The organism is Burkholderia pyrrocinia, assembly GCF_018417535.1.
Taxonomy (GTDB): Bacteria; Pseudomonadota; Gammaproteobacteria; order Burkholderiales; family Burkholderiaceae; genus Burkholderia; species Burkholderia pyrrocinia_E.
The window spans coordinates 2329339-2345735 of sequence record NZ_CP070978.1 but is presented as its reverse complement, the minus strand read 5'-3'; the positions used below and the strand labels follow the sequence as shown (position 1 = coordinate 2345735).

The following is a 16397-nucleotide window of genomic DNA, read 5'->3' as shown; positions in this document are numbered from 1 at the left end:
TCGCACCATGGACCTGCAATACACGCGCGGCCCGGCATCGCCGCGTGCCGCAAGCCACGCGGCACGACGCTGCCGCCGCTTCCTCGAAGGTGAGGATTTACAGGAGCCATGGTGAGCATTTTCGGGAATTGCACCGCACAACGCGCAAACGCGCGAAAGGTGATGAAAATCCGCGACGCATGTGCACCGCGAAAATCGCGAATGCCGATGCGCATGCGCTGCGCGATTGCACGGTTGTTTACCGGAATTCACCGCGATAGGCCGCCGAATCGCGGCGAATTCGCAAAACAGCATCCGTTAATTGCGCGGCATTGCGCTGCAATTCGTCGACGGGAATCGCACGGCGACGACACAAAAACAAACGGTGCGACGGCCGCATGGCCGTTCGCACCGTCAGTCAACGCACGAAAGGTGAGGATTTTCGGGAGTCAGTCCTTGATCAGGAAACGCCCGCGGTTCTTGCCCAGCCACGCCGGCGCCCGCCCGCGGCCACTCCATGTTTCGCCCGTCTTCGGGTTCAGGTATTTCGGTGGCAACGTGCGCTTCGGCTTCGCGGTGGCAGCGGCGGCGGACCCTACCGGAAGAAAACCGAGCTCTTCCGGCGTAATGTCGTATTCGTCGATTTTCGCGCGGATATCGGCAATCGCGTCGGCAATCGCCTTTTCGCGTTCCTTGTCGATCTTTTGCTGAAGCCGTTCGAGCTGCGCGGTCAGTTGCCTGTAGGTCGCCATATGGATGGGACTCCGTGAGTGTTATTCGTGAAAAATAGGTGACTCCAAGCAAACAGAAAAGCGCTTCGCCCGATCGTGGTTTCCTCAGCCGGTCATTTCGGGATCAATAACCGCTTTTCTTCTTGCATGCGAAGAGAAGATTTCGCGCGGCGTCATCAGTCGATTGCTGGATCACTTCGAAATCCCCGTTGCAGATGGCCCGGGCATTGTCCGTGCAATTGCTCCAGTCGTTGCCGGTGCATTGCACCTGCGTAGTCGGACGCCCGTCCGAAGTGAACAGCGGCGCGCTGCCACCGCACCCGCCGAGCGCTGCAACCAGGGCCAACAATCCGGCCGCCCGAGGCCACCGACTGACCGACGCAAGCATGTGATTCATTGTTCTTCCCGTCAACCATTTTTTGAATGTCGCGAGTATGCCATGCGTGGCCCGCTTTCCGTCAGTTCGGCGTGCGGCCCGGTTGCCCGCGCGCCTTGTACGGCAAGCTCCGGCGCGGATCGTCGGTGATGCGAACGAACACCTGCTCGACGTCCGGAAGCGCCTCGAGTTCGCGTTGCAGCGCCTGGCGATCGAACGCCGTATCCGCGCATCCTTCGACATAGATAAAACGCCGCTGCACGGTGATCCACAGGCTCGTCCCGCGCAGGCGATCGGAGCCTGCGAAGTGCGCCTTCGCGGCATCGGCGATCGGCGCGTCATACATATACGAGTTCGGCTTCGTGCAGCGATGGGCGAGCCAGCAGGTCGTACCGCGTTCGGCGCGGTAATGCGCGTCGTCCGTCATCTCGGCCCGGGTCATCCATGGGCCGAGCGGCAACGGGCATTCGGCCACGTCCCGCGACAGCGCGACGAACGGATCGTTGTACCAGTTGCGCCGCGCCTCGGGCGCGCCTGCGTCGCCGGACTGCGCGAGCGCCGTGGTCGCCAGCAACAGGGTCAAGCACCCTGCGATGCCGATCCGCTTCATCGTGATCTCCTGTTCGATGCTTCACGTCCGACCGCATCGGCAGCGCCGATCGGCCTACCGGTCGATGCCCAGCGCTGCCAGCTTCTTGTACAGCGTCGCGCGGCCGATCCCGATGCGCGCGGCCGCTTCCACGACCTTGCCGTCACAGGCCGCCAGTGCGTCGATCAGGAACTGACGCTCCCAGGCCGCCAATGCATCGGCATACGAAGCGACCGGCGCACCGGCTGCACCGGTTGCATCGCTGGCGCCCCGCTCGACCGGCGCTGCGGCAATCCTCTGCGCCGGCGATACGCCGTCCGTCGATACGCGCACCGGCCCGAGGAACGGTGCGAGCGCACGCGCATCGATCACCGAACGGTCCGACAGCATCAGCGCGCGTTCGAGCGTATTGCGCAACTCGCGCACGTTGCCCGGCCACGGATACGCGCACAGCATCCGCAGCGCATCGTCGGTCAGCTCGCAATGCGCGGCACGCCCGTGCTGGGCGGCCAGTTCCTCGAGCGTCGCGTAGACGAGCGCCGCGATGTCGGACGCCCGCTCGCGCAGCGGCGGCGCGTGGATCGTCAGCACGTTCAGCCGGTAATAGAGATCCGCGCGAAAACGCCCGGCCGCCACGAGCGCCGTCAGGTCGGCCGACGTCGCGGCGATGATCCGGACGTCCGCGCGCACGATCCGGTTCGAGCCGACCGGCTCGAACTCCTTGTCCTGCAGCACGCGCAGCAGCTTGCCCTGCAACGGCAGCGGCATGTCGCCGATCTCGTCGAGAAACAGCGTGCCGCGATCGGCCAACTCGAACTTGCCGATGCGCCCCTTGCGGTCGGCGCCCGTGTACGCGCCGGGCGCCGCGCCGAAGAATTCGGTTTCGAGCAGCGTGTCGGGAATCGCGGCGACGTTGACGGTCACGAGCGGCTGGAGCGCACGCGCCGACGCCGCGTGGATCGCGTGCGCGAGCAGTTCCTTGCCGGTGCCCGTCTCGCCGAGCAGCAGCACCGGCGAATCGACCTGCGCGGCCCGCCGCGCCTGGCGCTTGGTTTCGAGGCTCGCGGCACTCGTGCCGACGAAGCTCGCGAACGTGTATTTCGCGCGGCGCGCCTGCGCGAGCGAACGCTGCGTCGCGATCAGTTGCTGCTGAAGCTGTGCGTAGCGGGAAAAGATCGGCGTAAGCGTCTTCAACTGGTCGAACAGCGCGAAGCCGATCGCACCGACCGTCTCGCCGGCCTCGTTCTTCAGCGGCAGGCGCGTGACGACGAGCGGCTCGCGGCCCGTCTCCATGATGTCGAGCAGGATCGGCTGCCCGGTCGACACGACCTCGCGCATCAGGCTGTTCGGGATCACGGCCTCGCAGTCGAGACCGACGGCCTGCTGCGGATCGGCGAAACCGAAGCGCGCCGCGTAACGGTCGTTCATCCACACGACGCGCGCGTCGCGATCGACGACCACCGTGCCCGCGCTCGAATCCTCGAAGGTCCGGAACAGCGACTCGGCGGCGCGCCGCAGCACGTCGCCGTAGTTGACGGGCAGGCGGGCCCAGTCATTCATCATCGTGTCTTCGTCTCCGTGTATTTTCGGCCGGATGTCTCCGGATCGAGACGGATTATCTCACTCCGGAGACACGCCACAATGCTGGTCCGGGAAAGCCCTGCACGATTTCACGGGCTGGCCGGACGGCCATATCGTCTCCGGATGGAGACGTTTTCTGTAGAATCGTCAGACATGGACCGGCGCGGGCCCGCCGGTCTCCGGCGGACCCATGTCCGGCGGCGCAATCCGGCCGATGGCACGAAACCTGCACGAACCTGAGCCGGTCCGCGGCGCGTCGCGCGATCGAACAACAACCAAAGCCATTAGGAGACTCCCTTGTCTTTCGTGATCGTCCTCGCCGCGCTGGCGTTCCTGATGTACGCCGCGTATCGCGGCTACAGCGTGATCCTGTTCGCGCCCATCGCCGCGCTCGGCGCGGTGCTCCTGACCGAACCCGCCGCCGTCGCCCCGGTCTTCTCCGGCATCTTCATGGAGAAGATGGTCGGCTTCGTCAAACTGTATTTCCCGGTATTCATGCTCGGCGCAGTGTTCGGCAAGGTGATCGAACTGTCCGGGTTTTCCGAGTCGATCGTCCATGCGGCGATCCGCTACATCGGCCGCTCGCGCGCGAATGCGGTGATCGTCGCGGTGTGCGCGCTGCTCACCTATGGCGGCGTGTCGCTGTTCGTCGTGGTGTTCGCGGTCTATCCGTTCGCGGCCGAACTCTATCGCCAGAGCAACATTCCGAAGCGGTTGATGCCTGGCGCGATCGCGCTCGGCGCGTTCTCGTTCACGATGGATTCGCTGCCCGGCACGCCGCAGATCCAGAACATCATCCCGACCACGTTCTTCAAGACGACCGCGTGGGCCGCACCTGCGCTCGGCACGATCGGCTCGCTGTTCATCGTCGTCGTCGGCCTCTCTTATCTGGAATGGCGCCGCCGCTCGGCAATGGCGAAGGGCGAAGGCTACGGCACGTCGCTCGTCAACGAGCCGGAGCGCGTCGAGGCGACGTCGCTGCCGCACCCGGCGCTCGCGATCCTGCCGCTGATCCTCGTCGGCGTGTCGAACTTCCTGTTCACGAAGCTGATCCCGCAGTGGTACGGCGCCGCGTCGTACACGGTCGCGCCGGACGTGCTGCCGGGCGTGCACACGCCGGTGACGACGTCGATCAAGACCGTCGTCGCGATCTGGTCGGTCGAGGCCGCGCTGCTGCTCGGCATCGTGCTGGTCGTGCTGACCGCGTTCAATCGCGTCAGCGACCGCTTCGCGGCCGGCTCGAAAGCCGCCGTCGGCGGCGCATTGCTCGCCGCGATGAACACCGCGTCGGAATACGGCTTCGGCGGCGTGATCGCCGCGCTGCCTGGCTTCCTGGTCGTCGGCGATGCGCTGAAAAGCATCCCGAACCCGCTCGTCAACGCAGCCGTGTCGGTCAGCTCGCTCGCCGGTATTACCGGCTCGGCGTCGGGCGGCATGAGCATCGCGCTCGCCGCGATGTCGGACCTGTTCATCAAGGGCGCGCAGGCAGCCAACATTCCGATGGACGTGCTGCACCGGGTCGTCGCAATGGCAAGCGGCGGCATGGACACGCTGCCGCACAACGGCGCGGTGATCACGCTGCTCGCGGTCACGGGCCTCACACACCGCGAGTCGTATCGCGACATCTTCGCGGTTACCGTCATCAAGACGCTCGCGGTGTTCTTCGTGATCGCCGTGTACTACACGACGGGGCTCGTGTAAGCACCTGCATGAGGCGGCGTTCCGTACGCCGCCTCCCGGCCTGCCGCATCGCCGCGACAGGCCACTTCAAGCCCGGCCTGCCTGTCACGATCGGACCGGATGCGAACCGGAATGGATTCCGGAATTCACATCCGGTCCGATTTCATTTCCTCGCTCGCCTGAACCGGTCGGCTCCGCACCGTCGCACGACTCGCGCGGCGTCTCGCCCGTCTCGCCCGTCTCGCCCGTCACGCCCGTCACGCCCGTCACGCCCGTCAAGCCGCCATCCGATATCGCCCGCCACCGCCCGCCCATTGTTGCCCACAACAAAACACTGCGTTGGGCGCGATCGCATTTTTCGCGCGCCCGCCCCGGCCTACACTGGGTTCAACGTCGCCCGGCGCTTCGACTCACGAAGCGCGGCGATTCACCGGAATCCTGGAGGTCCCGATCATGAAGCGCCTGATCCAAGCCGTTGCCATTGCCCTGGCCGTATCGGCCCCGCTCGCCGCGCAAGCGCAGTCGAACCAGCCGCTGACGCGCGCGCAGGTCCGCGCCGAAGTCAAGGCGCTGAAGCAGGCCGGCTTCCAGTCGAGCGACTGGTTCTATCCGGCCAGCATCGTTTCCGCCGAAGCGAAAATTGCCCGCCAGCACGACGCCGGATACGGCAGCGATCGCGGCGCGTCGTCGGAATCGGGCCAGTAATCGATCGTCCGGCCCGCTCGACGATGCGTGCGTGCGTCGTCAAGCCTTCACGGGCTGGATCAGCTTCGCGCACGCCGCTGCCTGCGGATCGCCCGCGGGCAGCTTCCCGCATACGCCGTCGAACTGCTTCACGACCGACCGGACCGACGCATCGTGCGCGCCGCCGCTGCGCCAGCGGTTCAATTGCGTGACGACCTTCGTCAACGCACGCAGGTTCGCGCCGTAGAACGCGTCCCGCGTCTTGCCGGCCTGTGCGAGCACGCTCGCGGCAATCCCTTCGATGCGCGCCGAATCGTCCGGCGCCAGTTCAACCGCATTCGCAAAATAGGTCGCGCCCCAGCGCAGCTTCGTCGCCGGCCCGCTCGCCAAGTCGTATGCCTTGCGATACCAGTCGAGTGCCGCGGCCTTGTCGCCGCGCGCCTTCGCATTCGCGGCCAGCCCTGACATGAAGTAGTACGGCGTCGACGAACGCGGCAACTCGGCCTTCAGCAACGCATCGGATTCGTCGTACAGCCCCGCGTCGGTCAGCGTGTCCGCGCCCTCGCTGACAAGCGCCTGCCGTTCATACGCATTCGCTGCGCCCTGCACCGACGCGGCGATCTGCTTGCGCGCGGTGTCGACCAGCGCCGGCGCAGCGAGCGGCGCGCCCTTGCGCGCGTCGCCGCGCGCGAGCAGCACGCGGCCGTGCAGCGCCATCAGCCGGTCGATCGACGACAGCGTGGTGTCGGTCGACAGCCGCGCGAGCGCCGTGTCGTACGCGCCGCGCAATTTCGCGCGCTGCGCGTCGTCGCCGCCGAGATACGCAACCACGCGTGCGGGCGCCGCGACCAGCACGTCCGAATCGGCCCGCGACAGCGCGGGATCGTGCAACACCGTGCGCAGCGATTCGGCGAGCGCCGCCTTGTCGAGCGCGCCGGCCTGCGCCGGGTCGTCCGACGCGGCAACCACCGCCGACTTCAGCGCGAAGCGCGCCGATTCAGCCTTCGCACCGGCCGCCCGCGCGCGTTGCGCAAGCGACTGCAGCGTCTCGGCGACACGATCGGCCGGCACCGGCAGCGCGCCGTCGGTATCCCACGAATAGTCGGCCAGCAGGCGCCATTCGTCCGGCGTCAGCGACGCGCCGTTCTTCAGCGCCGTCGCGAGCGTCTGCCGCACCGGATGCGCGGCCGTCATCCCGAGCGACAGCGCCTGCATGTAGCGGTCGAGATCGGCTTCGCCCGGCAGCCGCGTCACTTCGGTGCCGTCGGGGCGGAACAGGATCATCGTCGGATAGCCGTGCACCTTGAAACGCTCGCCGAGCTTTTGCGCGCTTTCGGTATCGCCGTCGAGATACACGGGCACGAAGAACGACGAGCGGGTCTTGAATGCCTGCTGGCTGAAGATCGTCGACTTCACCTGGTTGCACGACGGGCACCACACCGCGCCCCAGTAGAGCAGCAGCGGCTTGCCGGTGCGCTTCGCCAGCGCGAAGGCGGCATCGACATCGCCGTGCTGCCACGCGATGCCGGGCGGCAGATGCGCGCCTTCGGGCGACGCACTCGACACGGTGGCGCCCGAAGGCGCGGCAGCGGCAAACGCCGCACCCGCGGCGGCGAACAGGCAGGCGGCAGTCAGATTCCGGAGAGCGGTTTTCATCGAAGCGGGTTCCGTTGAAGGAGACGGTTGCGGGAAGGTGTGTCGCGCGAAACGGTGACCATGAAGCGATGTTCATGAAGCGATGAAGCGCACCGGCGTGCGGCGTGGCGCACGCCGGAATGCGGCGACGCATGGCGCGCGCGCATCGACGCAAAAAAAGCGGACACCGGCCGAATCGACCGGCAAATCGATCAACGATACGACCGGCGCAGCCTGCGGAAAACCAACGAATTCTCGAATGAATATGACGCGCGGCATCGCGGCCGCGTGTGCCGTCACATACGCATCGGCCGGCCCTTCATTGCCGCGCCTTGATCCGCGCCATGTAATACACGGACGCATGCACGCCGTCGCGCAATGCATAGCCTGGCGATTCGCCTTCGATCCGGAAACCGTGCTTCTCGTAGAGCGCGATTGCCGCGCGGTTGTCGGTGAACACGGTCAACTCGAGACGCGTGAGGTTCAGCCAGTTTTCCGCGAAATCGATCGCGGCCGCGAGCAGCCTGCTGCCGACGCCGCGCCCGTGATGGGCCGCATCGACCATCATGCCGAGCCCCGCCGCATGGCGCCGGCGCGGATTCGGCTCGAACTGCAGGCCGAGATGGCCGACCACCGCGCCGTCGATTTCGGCGACGAGGCTCACGCCGCGCTCGTGCGCGTTTTCGAGTCGCTTCCGCCATTTCTCGAGCGACGGAAACGGATGCTGCAGCGTATCCATGTACACCGCGGGATGGGCGGCGATCTGCCGGATCGCGTCGACGTCGTGCGTCTCGCTGTGCCGGATCTTGATGTCGGTCATGGGTGGGCCGGTTCCGAAAAGTCGCGCCGGCGGCGCGGACTGCGCACATGCGCAGCAACGTTTCGAGCTTAGCCGATTTCACGCATTTGAAACATGGGCGTCACGTCGTCGCGCGATGCCGTTGCATCCGCAACGACACGCGATCACGGCTGCGATTCGAAAAATATGACCGATTCCGCATGCGGCAATCGGTAATTCCTTACCCCCTTCCGTCACGCATCGCACCCGAATGAATCGTTGTGCACACAACGTCACACGCGCGACATGCGATGTCATTTCTTCATCACGTCGACGTCATGTCGCCTCCCTAGACTGGGCGCGGCCCAGCCCGGCATGCGCCGGGCCGGTGTGTGCCGACGTCCTGGCCCGCGCATCACGAGCGCGCGGCGCACAGGATCGCGACGACCGCCGATACATCCGCACGACACCCGTGTCGCGCGCGATGCACGCAGATCCGGCACGCGCGGCCGACGCACTCGAACGCACCCGCATCGCGGATCGTCCCAGGGGGGCGACGCACGGGCGCCTCCGGACGAAGTCACGAACGCTCCCACCATCACAGGATCCGAACGCCATGACGTCACGCCGCAAATTCCTTCAACAGACCGCCACTTCCGGCCTCGCCGCCGCCACGCTCGCCGCGTTTCCGCCGAGCATCCGCCGCGCGCTCGCCATTCCCGCGTTTCACGAAACGGGGACCATCAAGGACGTCAAGCACGTGGTGCTGCTGATGATGGAGAACCGCGCGTTCGACAGCTACTTCGGCACGTTCAAGGGCGTGCGCGGCTACGGCGACCGCTTCGCGGTGCCGTCGCCGAACGGCCGCGACGTGTTCCATCAGACCTACACGAAGACGACGCCCGCCACGACCTGCACGCCGTATCACCTCGACGCGAGCCAGGGCAACGCGCAGCGCGCGGGCGGCACGCCGCACACGTGGGCCGATTCGCAGGCCGCGTGGGATCACGGCCGGATGAACCGCTGGCCCGACTCGAAGACGCCGCTGTCGATGGGTTATTACGACGCGGCGGAAGTGCCGTTCCAGCGCGCGCTCGCCGATGCGTTCACGCTGTGCGACCACTACCACTGCGGGATGCACACGGGCACGATCGCGAACCGCCTGTTCTACTGGAGCGGCACCAACGGCCCGAACGGCATCAGCCCCGCCGACGGCAGCCGCGTGAAGATCGCCGCGCTGAACAACCAGTTCAACGGCGGCAACGACATCGGCCCGTCGAGCCAGGGCTGGACCTGGACGACCTATGCCGACCGGCTGCAGCAGGCCGGCGTGAACTGGAAGGTCTACCAGAGCCTGATCGACAACTTCGGCTGCAACGAGATGATGAGCTTCCGCCACTGGCGCGCGGCGATCGAGCAGATGCCGGCCGCGCGCCGGCCCGCGTACGTCGCGTCGACGGACATCACGCAGCCCGCGACGGCGGCCGGTGCGTTCTACGATCCCGCGATCGACGATCCGTTGAGCCCGCTCGCGAAAGGCTTCGGCAACACGATGCCGTACGGCTTTCTCGAAACGTTGCGCGGCGACATCCGCAACGGCAAGCTGCCGGAAGTGTCGTGGATCATCCCGCCGTCCATGTACAGCGAACACCCGGGGCCGTCGAGCCCCGCGCAGGGCGGCTGGTACGTGCAGGCCGTGCTCGATGCGCTGACGGCGAACCCGGAGGTGTGGAGCAAGACGGTGCTGCTGGTCAACTACGACGAGAACGACGGCTTCTTCGACCACATGCCGTCGCCGGCGGCGCCGTCGCGCAACGCCGACGGCACGCTCGCGGGCGGCCATACGCTGCGGGATGCCGACGTCGCCGTCGAGTACCACGACTTCACGCCGGCCACGTCGAGCCAGCCGGCGACGGACGGCCGTCCGTACGGCCCGGGCCCGCGCGTGCCGATGTGGGTCGTGTCGCCGTGGAGCCGCGGCGGCTGGGTCAACTCGCAGGTGTTCGACCATACGTCGACGCTGCTCTTCCTCGAGAAGCGCTTCGGCGTCGCGGAGCCGCAGATCGGCGCGTATCGCCGCGCGGTGTGCGGCGACCTGACGAGCGCGTTCAACTTCCGCTCGCCGAACAACGAACCGCTGCCGACGCTCGCGGGCCATACGACGAAAAGCCAGGTCGACGCGCTGAGCGCCGCGCAGCAGGCCGCGCCGAAGATCGTGCCGCCGGCTACGCCGGCGCTGCCCGCGCAAGCCACCGGCGTGCGCCCGTCGCGCGCGTTGCCGTACGAGCTGCATGCGAGCGCGCGGACCGATGCCGGCACCGGCACGGTCACGCTGAAGTTCGCGAACACGGGCCGCGCCGCCGCCGTGTTCCACGTCTACGACAAGCTGCATCTCGACCGCCTGCCGCAGCGCTACGCCGTCGAGCCGGGCAAGACGCTGCACGGCGACTGGGCCGCGCGCGCCGACAATGGCGGCAAATATGACCTGTGGGTGCTCGGCCCGAACGGCTATCACCGCCGCTTCACCGGCGACCTGAGCCGCCTGGCCGGTGCGCGCGCGCCTCATCCGGAAGTTCGCGTCGGCTATGCAGGCGCGAGCGGCAACCTCCACCTGCGACTGCGCAACGACGGCGGCGGCACGGTGCGCTTCACGGTGAAGTCGAACCAGGTCTACGGGCCGCTGTCCGGCCGTGGCACGAACGACGATCGCGGTCATGGCAACGAGAACGGCAACAGCCAGGGCCACCATTACGGCAATGGCAACGGTACGGGCACCACGTGGACCGTCACGGTGCGCGCCGGCGACCAGTCCGAGCTGCACTGGAAGCTCGACTCGACCGGCCACTGGTACGACTTCATCGTCACCGCGGACAGCGATGCGAGCTTCTCGCGCCGTGTGGCCGGCCGTGTCGAAACGGGCCGCCACTCGGTCAGCGACCCGGCGATGGGGCTGGCCGACCGCTTCTGACACCGCGGCGACGCGCGTTGCAGCGCGTGTCGCCGCCCGCGCCGGCGCGGCCGCGAACGCCGGTCAGGCGCCGGCCGCGGCCGCGCCCGATCGGGCTGAAACGCCCGCCCGGCGCGGGTCAAACATCAGAGGGATCGGTGGTATAACCCTCATTTCGCCCCCACGAAAATGCTCCGTGTTGCGGCCCGTTCGCGTTAAACTGCGACAAGTTGTATTCAACAAAGACATCTTCGCCGCCACGGCATCCACGATACGAGGATAGGTTCGATGCGCACTACCGGCTCATCCGGGGCAATGACCCTGCTCACCGAACACGACCCGGCCGACGGCCGCGAACTGCGGTCGCTCCGGCTCGAAGCAACCGGCGACGGCAAGAGCGTGCTGCTGATCGAGATCGACGAACGCAAGCCCGGCATCCACCGCGAGGTCCGCTACGAGATCACGCCGGCCGAACTGATCGCGGCGATCCGCTCGCACGGCGCCGAGCTGCCCGGCGAAAACCACGGCGCCGCGTCGCTCGCCCGCACCTCCTCCTGATTTCAAACGGTGAGCCGCGCGCAGCGCGCCGGCTCACCGCGCCCCCTGCCGCCGTCAGGCGCTTTCCGTCATTCCCGCCGCTGTCTTGAAAATGGCCGATAATCGGCCCATCTGCGTTTCCTGCCCACGCGTTTCCTTTTCGGCCAGCCGTCATGCTCCTCCGTGACCTCGTCGCCCAGTACGGGCCGCTTCTCGTGTTCGCCAACGTGCTCGCGGCGGCCATCGGCCTGCCGGTGCCCGCGATGCCGACGCTCGTGCTGTTCGGCGCGATGTCCGCGATGCATCCGGAGATGATCGGCTCGCAACTGGTGACGGTGGTGGCGCTGTCGGTGTTCGGCGCGCTGATCGGCGACACCGTCTGGTACGTCGCCGGGCGGCGTTACGGCGGCACGACGCTGAAGACGATCTGCCGGCTGTCGCTGTCGCGCGATTCCTGCGTGAGAAAGACCGAACGCTTCTTCGGCCGCTACGGCGTGCGCGTGCTCGCCGTCGCACGCTTCATTCCCGGGCTGTCGCTTGTGTCGGTGCCGATGGCCGGCGCGCTCGGCACGCGCTATCGCACGTTCGCCGGTTACGACGCGCTCGGCGCCGCGCTGTGGACGATCGTCGGGCTGGTGGCCGGGATCGTGTTCTACCGGCAGATCGACTGGCTGTTCGCCGGCGCGAGCCACCTCGGCCGCGCGGTGCTGCTGGTCATCGTCGCGCTGCTGGCGATCTATGCGGCCGTGCGCTGGATGCGCCGCCGCGCGCTGATCCGCCAGCTCGCGAACGCGCGGATCGGCGTCGACGAACTCGACCTGCTGCTGCGCGACGCCACCGCGCCGGTGGTGCTCGACGTACGCTCGCCCGAGCACCGCAAGCTCGACCCGTTCACGATTCCCGGCGCGCAGTTCGCCGACGAGCGGCAGATCGGCGACATCGTCGCGCGCTATCCGCTCACGCAGAAGTTCGTCGTGTACTGCTCATGCCCGAACGAAGTGACGGCCGCGCTGATGGCGAAGCGCCTGCTGGACGCAGGCTTCACCGATGCGCTCGCGCTGCGCGGCGGCCTCGACGCATGGCGCGATACGGGCCGCCAGCTCACGTCGCTCGCGGAAGAAATGCCCGCCGCGAACGATCCGGTCGCGGGGTTGCACAAGCCGGCCTGATTGCACTGCTCGCAGGCCGGCCGCGCGATGCGGGGAATGCGGGGGACCCGGCGTCCCCCTTCGATCAGAACGCGTGCAGCGGCAGGTTCACGACCAGACGGTACTCGCGGTTCGTCGCGTCCGAATAGTGTGCCGAACCGTTGTGCCACATCGCGATGAACGTGACCTTCGTGTCCTTCAGCTTGCCGCTCTGGAACGTGTACGACGGGATGAAGCCGAACTCGTGGTGACGGCCCTGCACCGGCGCGCCGTTGCTCCAGTAGATGCTCGACTTGGTCGGGTCGTTCGCCGCGCCCGCGCTGCCGTCCGCACCCCAGCCCGTCACGCCCCAGACCATCGCCTTGAAGCCCGGCAGGCCCGCTTCCTTGCCGTAGAACGTGTAACGCAGTTGCAGCGACTTTTCGTGCGGCGCGTTGTAGTCGACGTCCATCGAGTTGGTCAGGAAGATGCCGTTCGTTTCGTTCAGGTAGTCGAAGAACTGGTCGCCGAGCACCTGCTGGAAGCCGAGCAGCAGCTCGTGCGGGCCGTGCTGCGCGGCCACCGACAGGCTGTATGCGTTGTTGTCGATCTTGCCCTGCAGCGCGTCGCCGGTGTCGTGCGTCGAGTAGACGTTGCCGAAGCCCGTCCACTTGATCGTCTGCGGGCTGCCGATGCTGTGCTTCACCGACGCGTAGTACTGGTGCCACACGTCGTCGGCCTGGTTCGCGTACAGCGCGACTTCGCCGTTCGGCGAGTAGTCCCACGTGCCGCCGACATACGACAGGCGATTGATGCGCGTGCCGCCGTATTGCGTCGTCAGGTTGGTGAGCGTCGTGTGACCGCGCGCGTCGGTCTTCGTGAAGCTGCCGGCCTCGAGCATCACGTTCTTGAATTCATTGCTGACGATCGTCGCGCCGAGGAACGTCGGCGGCAGCGCACGGTTGTCGTGCTGCTCCATGAACGGGTTGTCGACGGCCTGCAGACCGTACTTGACCACCGTGTTGGAGATGCGCGCCTTGATGTCGTAGATGCCCGGGTAGGCCCACGCGAGCTGGTTGCCGCCGCCGCCGCCCTTCGCGATGTGCACCATGCTGCCGGCGCCCTGGCCGCCGTCGAGCTTCAGTGCCGCATACAGCGACGCGTCGAAGCCGATGCCGATCAGGCCGGTCGTATAACCCGACTCGAAGTTCGCCATCGCGCCCTGCACCCACGCGTGGCGATGCGGGCCGCCCTTGCTGTCGAGCACGTCCGAATAGTTGCGGAACAGGAAATCGAGATGGCTGTCGGCAATGAAGCCCTTCGACTTCGACTGCGCCGACGGCTCGTCGGGCGGCGTGACGGCCTGGTTCGCCTCGGCATTGATAATGGCGTTCGGGGTCGTTGCCTGCGCAACGCTCGTGGCGGTACCGGCGGCCGGTGCGGCCTGCGCGACCGTCAGCGGCGCGGGCACCGCGTCGTCGGCATGCGCCGCGCCCGTCAGCGAGACGCCGGCGAGTGCCGGCAGTCCCCATGCAAGCAGCATCTTCGATGCCGTCCCGATCGTCTTCTGTTTTTTCATCGTCATTCTCGTCTTGTGTTGATATCGTCCACGCCGGTTGCGATCCGCTCCCGGCCCCCCGGCGCGCCCGGTTAAGGACGCGCCTGTACCCGCAACGCGAAGATCGTTCGCGCCGCACCTGCCCCTGTTGACCTGCCTGGTTTTATTGGTTGCGCTACTTCAAATCACGCCGCGCCCGCACGAATGCACGCAACACGCGCCGCCGAGCCCTGCCGCACTTCCGGCAGCGGCACGTCCTGCGCGCACGCGTCGATCGCGACCGGGCAGCGCGTACGGAACGCGCAGCCGGACGGCGGGTTGAGCGGCGAGGGCATCTCGCCCGCCAGCAGCATCGGACGGCGAGCACGCTCGCGCGCCGGCTCCGGCGTCGGCGCCGCATCGAGCAGCGCCTTCGTGTACGGGTGCTGCGGCACGCCGTACACGTCATGCCGCGTGCCGAACTCCATCACGCGGCCGAGATACATCACGAGCACACGCTGGCTGATCGCCTTCACCACGGCGAGATCGTGTGCAACGAACAGATAGGACAACGACAGTTCGCGCTGAAGATCGCGCAGCAGGTTCACGATCTGCGCCTGGATCGACACGTCGAGCGCCGACACCGGTTCGTCGCAGATCACGAGCTTCGGCTCGCCGATCAGCGCGCGTGCGATGCCGACCCGCTGGCACTGCCCGCCGGAAAATTCATGCGGATAACGCAGCAGGTGATGCGCGTTCAGGCCGACGCGTTCGAGCATCGAGACCACGCGGCGGCGCACTTCGGTGCGGCCGAGGCCGGCCTGGTGCGTGACGAGCGGCTCGGCGACGACCTGCTCGATCGTCATGCGCGGATCGAGCGACGCGAGCGGATCCTGGAAGATCATCTGCACTTCGCGCCGCATCGCGTTGCCGCGCAGGTGGTCGGGCGTGACGGCTTCGCCGCGCCATTTCACGGTGCCGGCCGTCATCGGCACGAGGCCGATCAGCGCGCGCGCGAGCGTCGACTTCCCGCAGCCCGATTCGCCGACGAGCCCGACCGTCTCGCCGCGCTTCACGTCGAACGACACGCCGTCGACCGCGCGCAGCGTGCCCTTCGGCGACCACGGATAGCCGCCGAGCGGCACGCGAAAATGCACCTTCAGATCGTCGACGGACAGCAGCGTGTCGTCCGTCGCGCCGGCATTGCGGCGTTCATCGACGCTCATCGCAGACCTCCCGTCAGATCGGCCACGGGGCGGTGGCACGCGCGCACCGCGCCCGCGGCGCCATAGGTTTCGAGCGCGGGGCGCGCGGCGCCGCAGCGTTCTTCCGCATACGTGCAGCGCTTCGCGAACGCGCAGCCGGCCGGCGCGGTGCCGGGCATCGGTGGATTGCCGGGAATCGCGACGAGCGGCGCATCGTCGGCGTCGGTCAGGCGCGGCAGCGCGTTGAGCAGGCCGATCGTGTACGGATGCGACGGCGCCGCGAAGATCGAGTTGGCCGGCGCGTATTCGACGGTGCGGCCCGCATACATGACCATCACGTCGTCCGCGAGGCCGGCGACCACGCCCATGTCGTGCGTGATCAGCACGATCGCGGTGCCGCGCTCGCGGTTCAGCTCGCGCAGCAGGTCGATGATCTGCGCCTGCACGGTCACGTCGAGCGCGGTGGTCGGCTCGTCGGCGATCAGGATTTCCGGCTCGGACAAGAGCGCCATCGCGATCATCACGCGCTGGCGCATGCCGCCCGAGAACTCGTGCGGATACATGCGGATGCGCCGCGCCGCGTCGGGAATGCGCACCGATTCGAGCGCCTCGATCGCGCGCCTGGTCGCGTCCTTGCGCGACAGCTTGCGATGGAGCTGCAGCGTCTCGGTCATCTGCCGCTCGATCGTCAGGAACGGATTGAGCGACGTCATCGGATCCTGGAAGATCATTGCGATCCGGTCGCCGCGCACCTTGTTCAGCGCGCGCGTATCCATGTCGAGCAGGTTGTCGCCGCGATAGCGCGCGGCGCCGGTCGTCGTGCCGTTGCCGGCCAGCAGGCCGAGCAGCGCCATCACGGTCTGGCTCTTGCCCGAGCCCGATTCGCCGACGATGCCGAGCGTCTTGCCGGCTTCGAGCGAGAACGACACGCCGCTCACGGCGTCGATCGGCGGCGCATCCTTGCGCGTGAAGCGCACGCCGAGGTTGTCGACTTCTAGTAGTGCACCCATC

The 16397-nt window shown here is 67.3% G+C and carries 14 protein-coding genes; 5 read left to right on the top strand and 9 right to left on the bottom strand.

Annotated features, from left to right (window positions below):
- Positions 1 to 428 precede the first annotated feature (428 nt).
- From JYG32_RS28695 to JYG32_RS28680, 4 genes are all read right to left on the bottom strand, one after another.
- Positions 429 to 731, bottom strand: a complete 303-nt coding sequence (locus tag JYG32_RS28695; protein WP_213265852.1) for an H-NS family nucleoid-associated regulatory protein — start codon at positions 729 to 731, stop codon at positions 429 to 431.
- Positions 732 to 834: 103 nt separating this feature from the next.
- On the bottom strand, positions 835 to 1107 hold the full coding sequence (locus JYG32_RS28690; RefSeq protein ID WP_213265851.1) for a hypothetical protein: 273 nt from the start codon (positions 1105 to 1107) through the stop codon (positions 835 to 837).
- Positions 1108 to 1168: 61 nt separating this feature from the next.
- A complete protein-coding gene (locus tag JYG32_RS28685; RefSeq protein WP_213265850.1) occupies positions 1169 to 1696 on the bottom strand; it encodes a BON domain-containing protein in 528 nt (175 codons plus the stop codon).
- 54 nt (positions 1697 to 1750) lie between these two features.
- A complete protein-coding gene (locus JYG32_RS28680; protein ID WP_174379451.1) occupies positions 1751 to 3238 on the bottom strand; it encodes a sigma-54 interaction domain-containing protein in 1488 nt (495 codons plus the stop codon).
- A gap of 315 nt (positions 3239 to 3553) precedes the next feature.
- Here JYG32_RS28680 and JYG32_RS28675 point away from each other — a divergent pair, with 315 nt between their 5' ends.
- Positions 3554 to 4957, top strand: coding sequence for a GntP family permease (locus JYG32_RS28675; RefSeq protein WP_034181616.1), 1404 nt, complete (start codon positions 3554 to 3556; stop codon positions 4955 to 4957).
- 432 nt (positions 4958 to 5389) lie between these two features.
- Entirely contained in the window at positions 5390 to 5641 is a 252-nt protein-coding gene (locus tag JYG32_RS28670; RefSeq protein WP_174379452.1) for a DUF4148 domain-containing protein, read from the top strand.
- 39 nt (positions 5642 to 5680) lie between these two features.
- On the opposite strand, the gene JYG32_RS28665 is transcribed toward JYG32_RS28670, so the two are convergent.
- Together JYG32_RS28665 and JYG32_RS28660 are read right to left on the bottom strand one after the other, a co-directional pair.
- Positions 5681 to 7276: a thioredoxin family protein gene (locus tag JYG32_RS28665; RefSeq protein ID WP_174379453.1), complete on the bottom strand. Its 1596-nt coding sequence runs from the start codon at positions 7274 to 7276 to the stop codon at positions 5681 to 5683.
- Positions 7277 to 7574: 298 nt separating this feature from the next.
- Positions 7575 to 8075 carry a GNAT family N-acetyltransferase gene (locus JYG32_RS28660; RefSeq protein WP_213265849.1) on the bottom strand — a complete coding sequence of 167 codons (501 nt, stop codon included), beginning with the start codon at positions 8073 to 8075 and terminating at the stop codon, positions 7575 to 7577.
- Between the two features lie 574 nt (positions 8076 to 8649).
- Here JYG32_RS28660 and JYG32_RS28655 point away from each other — a divergent pair.
- The 3 genes from JYG32_RS28655 to JYG32_RS28645 all read left to right on the top strand — a co-directional run bounded on the left by JYG32_RS28655 (position 8650) and on the right by JYG32_RS28645 (position 12686).
- Positions 8650 to 11001 carry a phosphocholine-specific phospholipase C gene (locus JYG32_RS28655; RefSeq protein ID WP_213265848.1) on the top strand — a complete coding sequence of 784 codons (2352 nt, stop codon included), beginning with the start codon at positions 8650 to 8652 and terminating at the stop codon, positions 10999 to 11001.
- 267 nt (positions 11002 to 11268) lie between these two features.
- Positions 11269 to 11538, top strand: coding sequence for a hypothetical protein (locus JYG32_RS28650; protein ID WP_011353737.1), 270 nt, complete (start codon positions 11269 to 11271; stop codon positions 11536 to 11538).
- 152 nt (positions 11539 to 11690) lie between these two features.
- Complete coding sequence (locus tag JYG32_RS28645) at positions 11691 to 12686, top strand: DedA family protein/thiosulfate sulfurtransferase GlpE (protein ID WP_174379456.1); 996 nt, start codon at positions 11691 to 11693, stop codon at positions 12684 to 12686.
- Positions 12687 to 12750: 64 nt separating this feature from the next.
- Here the strand turns inward: JYG32_RS28645 and JYG32_RS28640 are convergent, their stop codons facing one another.
- The 3 genes from JYG32_RS28640 to JYG32_RS28630 all read right to left on the bottom strand — a co-directional run bounded on the left by JYG32_RS28640 (position 12751) and on the right by JYG32_RS28630 (position 16396).
- Complete coding sequence (locus JYG32_RS28640; RefSeq protein WP_213265847.1) at positions 12751 to 14223, bottom strand: OprD family porin; 1473 nt, start codon at positions 14221 to 14223, stop codon at positions 12751 to 12753.
- A 164-nt stretch (positions 14224 to 14387) separates the two neighbouring features.
- Positions 14388 to 15407 (bottom strand): ABC transporter ATP-binding protein, encoded by a 1020-nt coding sequence (locus JYG32_RS28635; RefSeq protein WP_174379458.1) that lies wholly within the window; start codon positions 15405 to 15407, stop codon positions 14388 to 14390.
- A complete protein-coding gene (locus JYG32_RS28630; protein ID WP_213265846.1) occupies positions 15404 to 16396 on the bottom strand; it encodes an ABC transporter ATP-binding protein in 993 nt (330 codons plus the stop codon). The genes JYG32_RS28635 and JYG32_RS28630 overlap by 4 nt, the downstream gene beginning before the upstream one ends.
- Between the last annotated feature and the right edge of the window lies 1 nt (position 16397).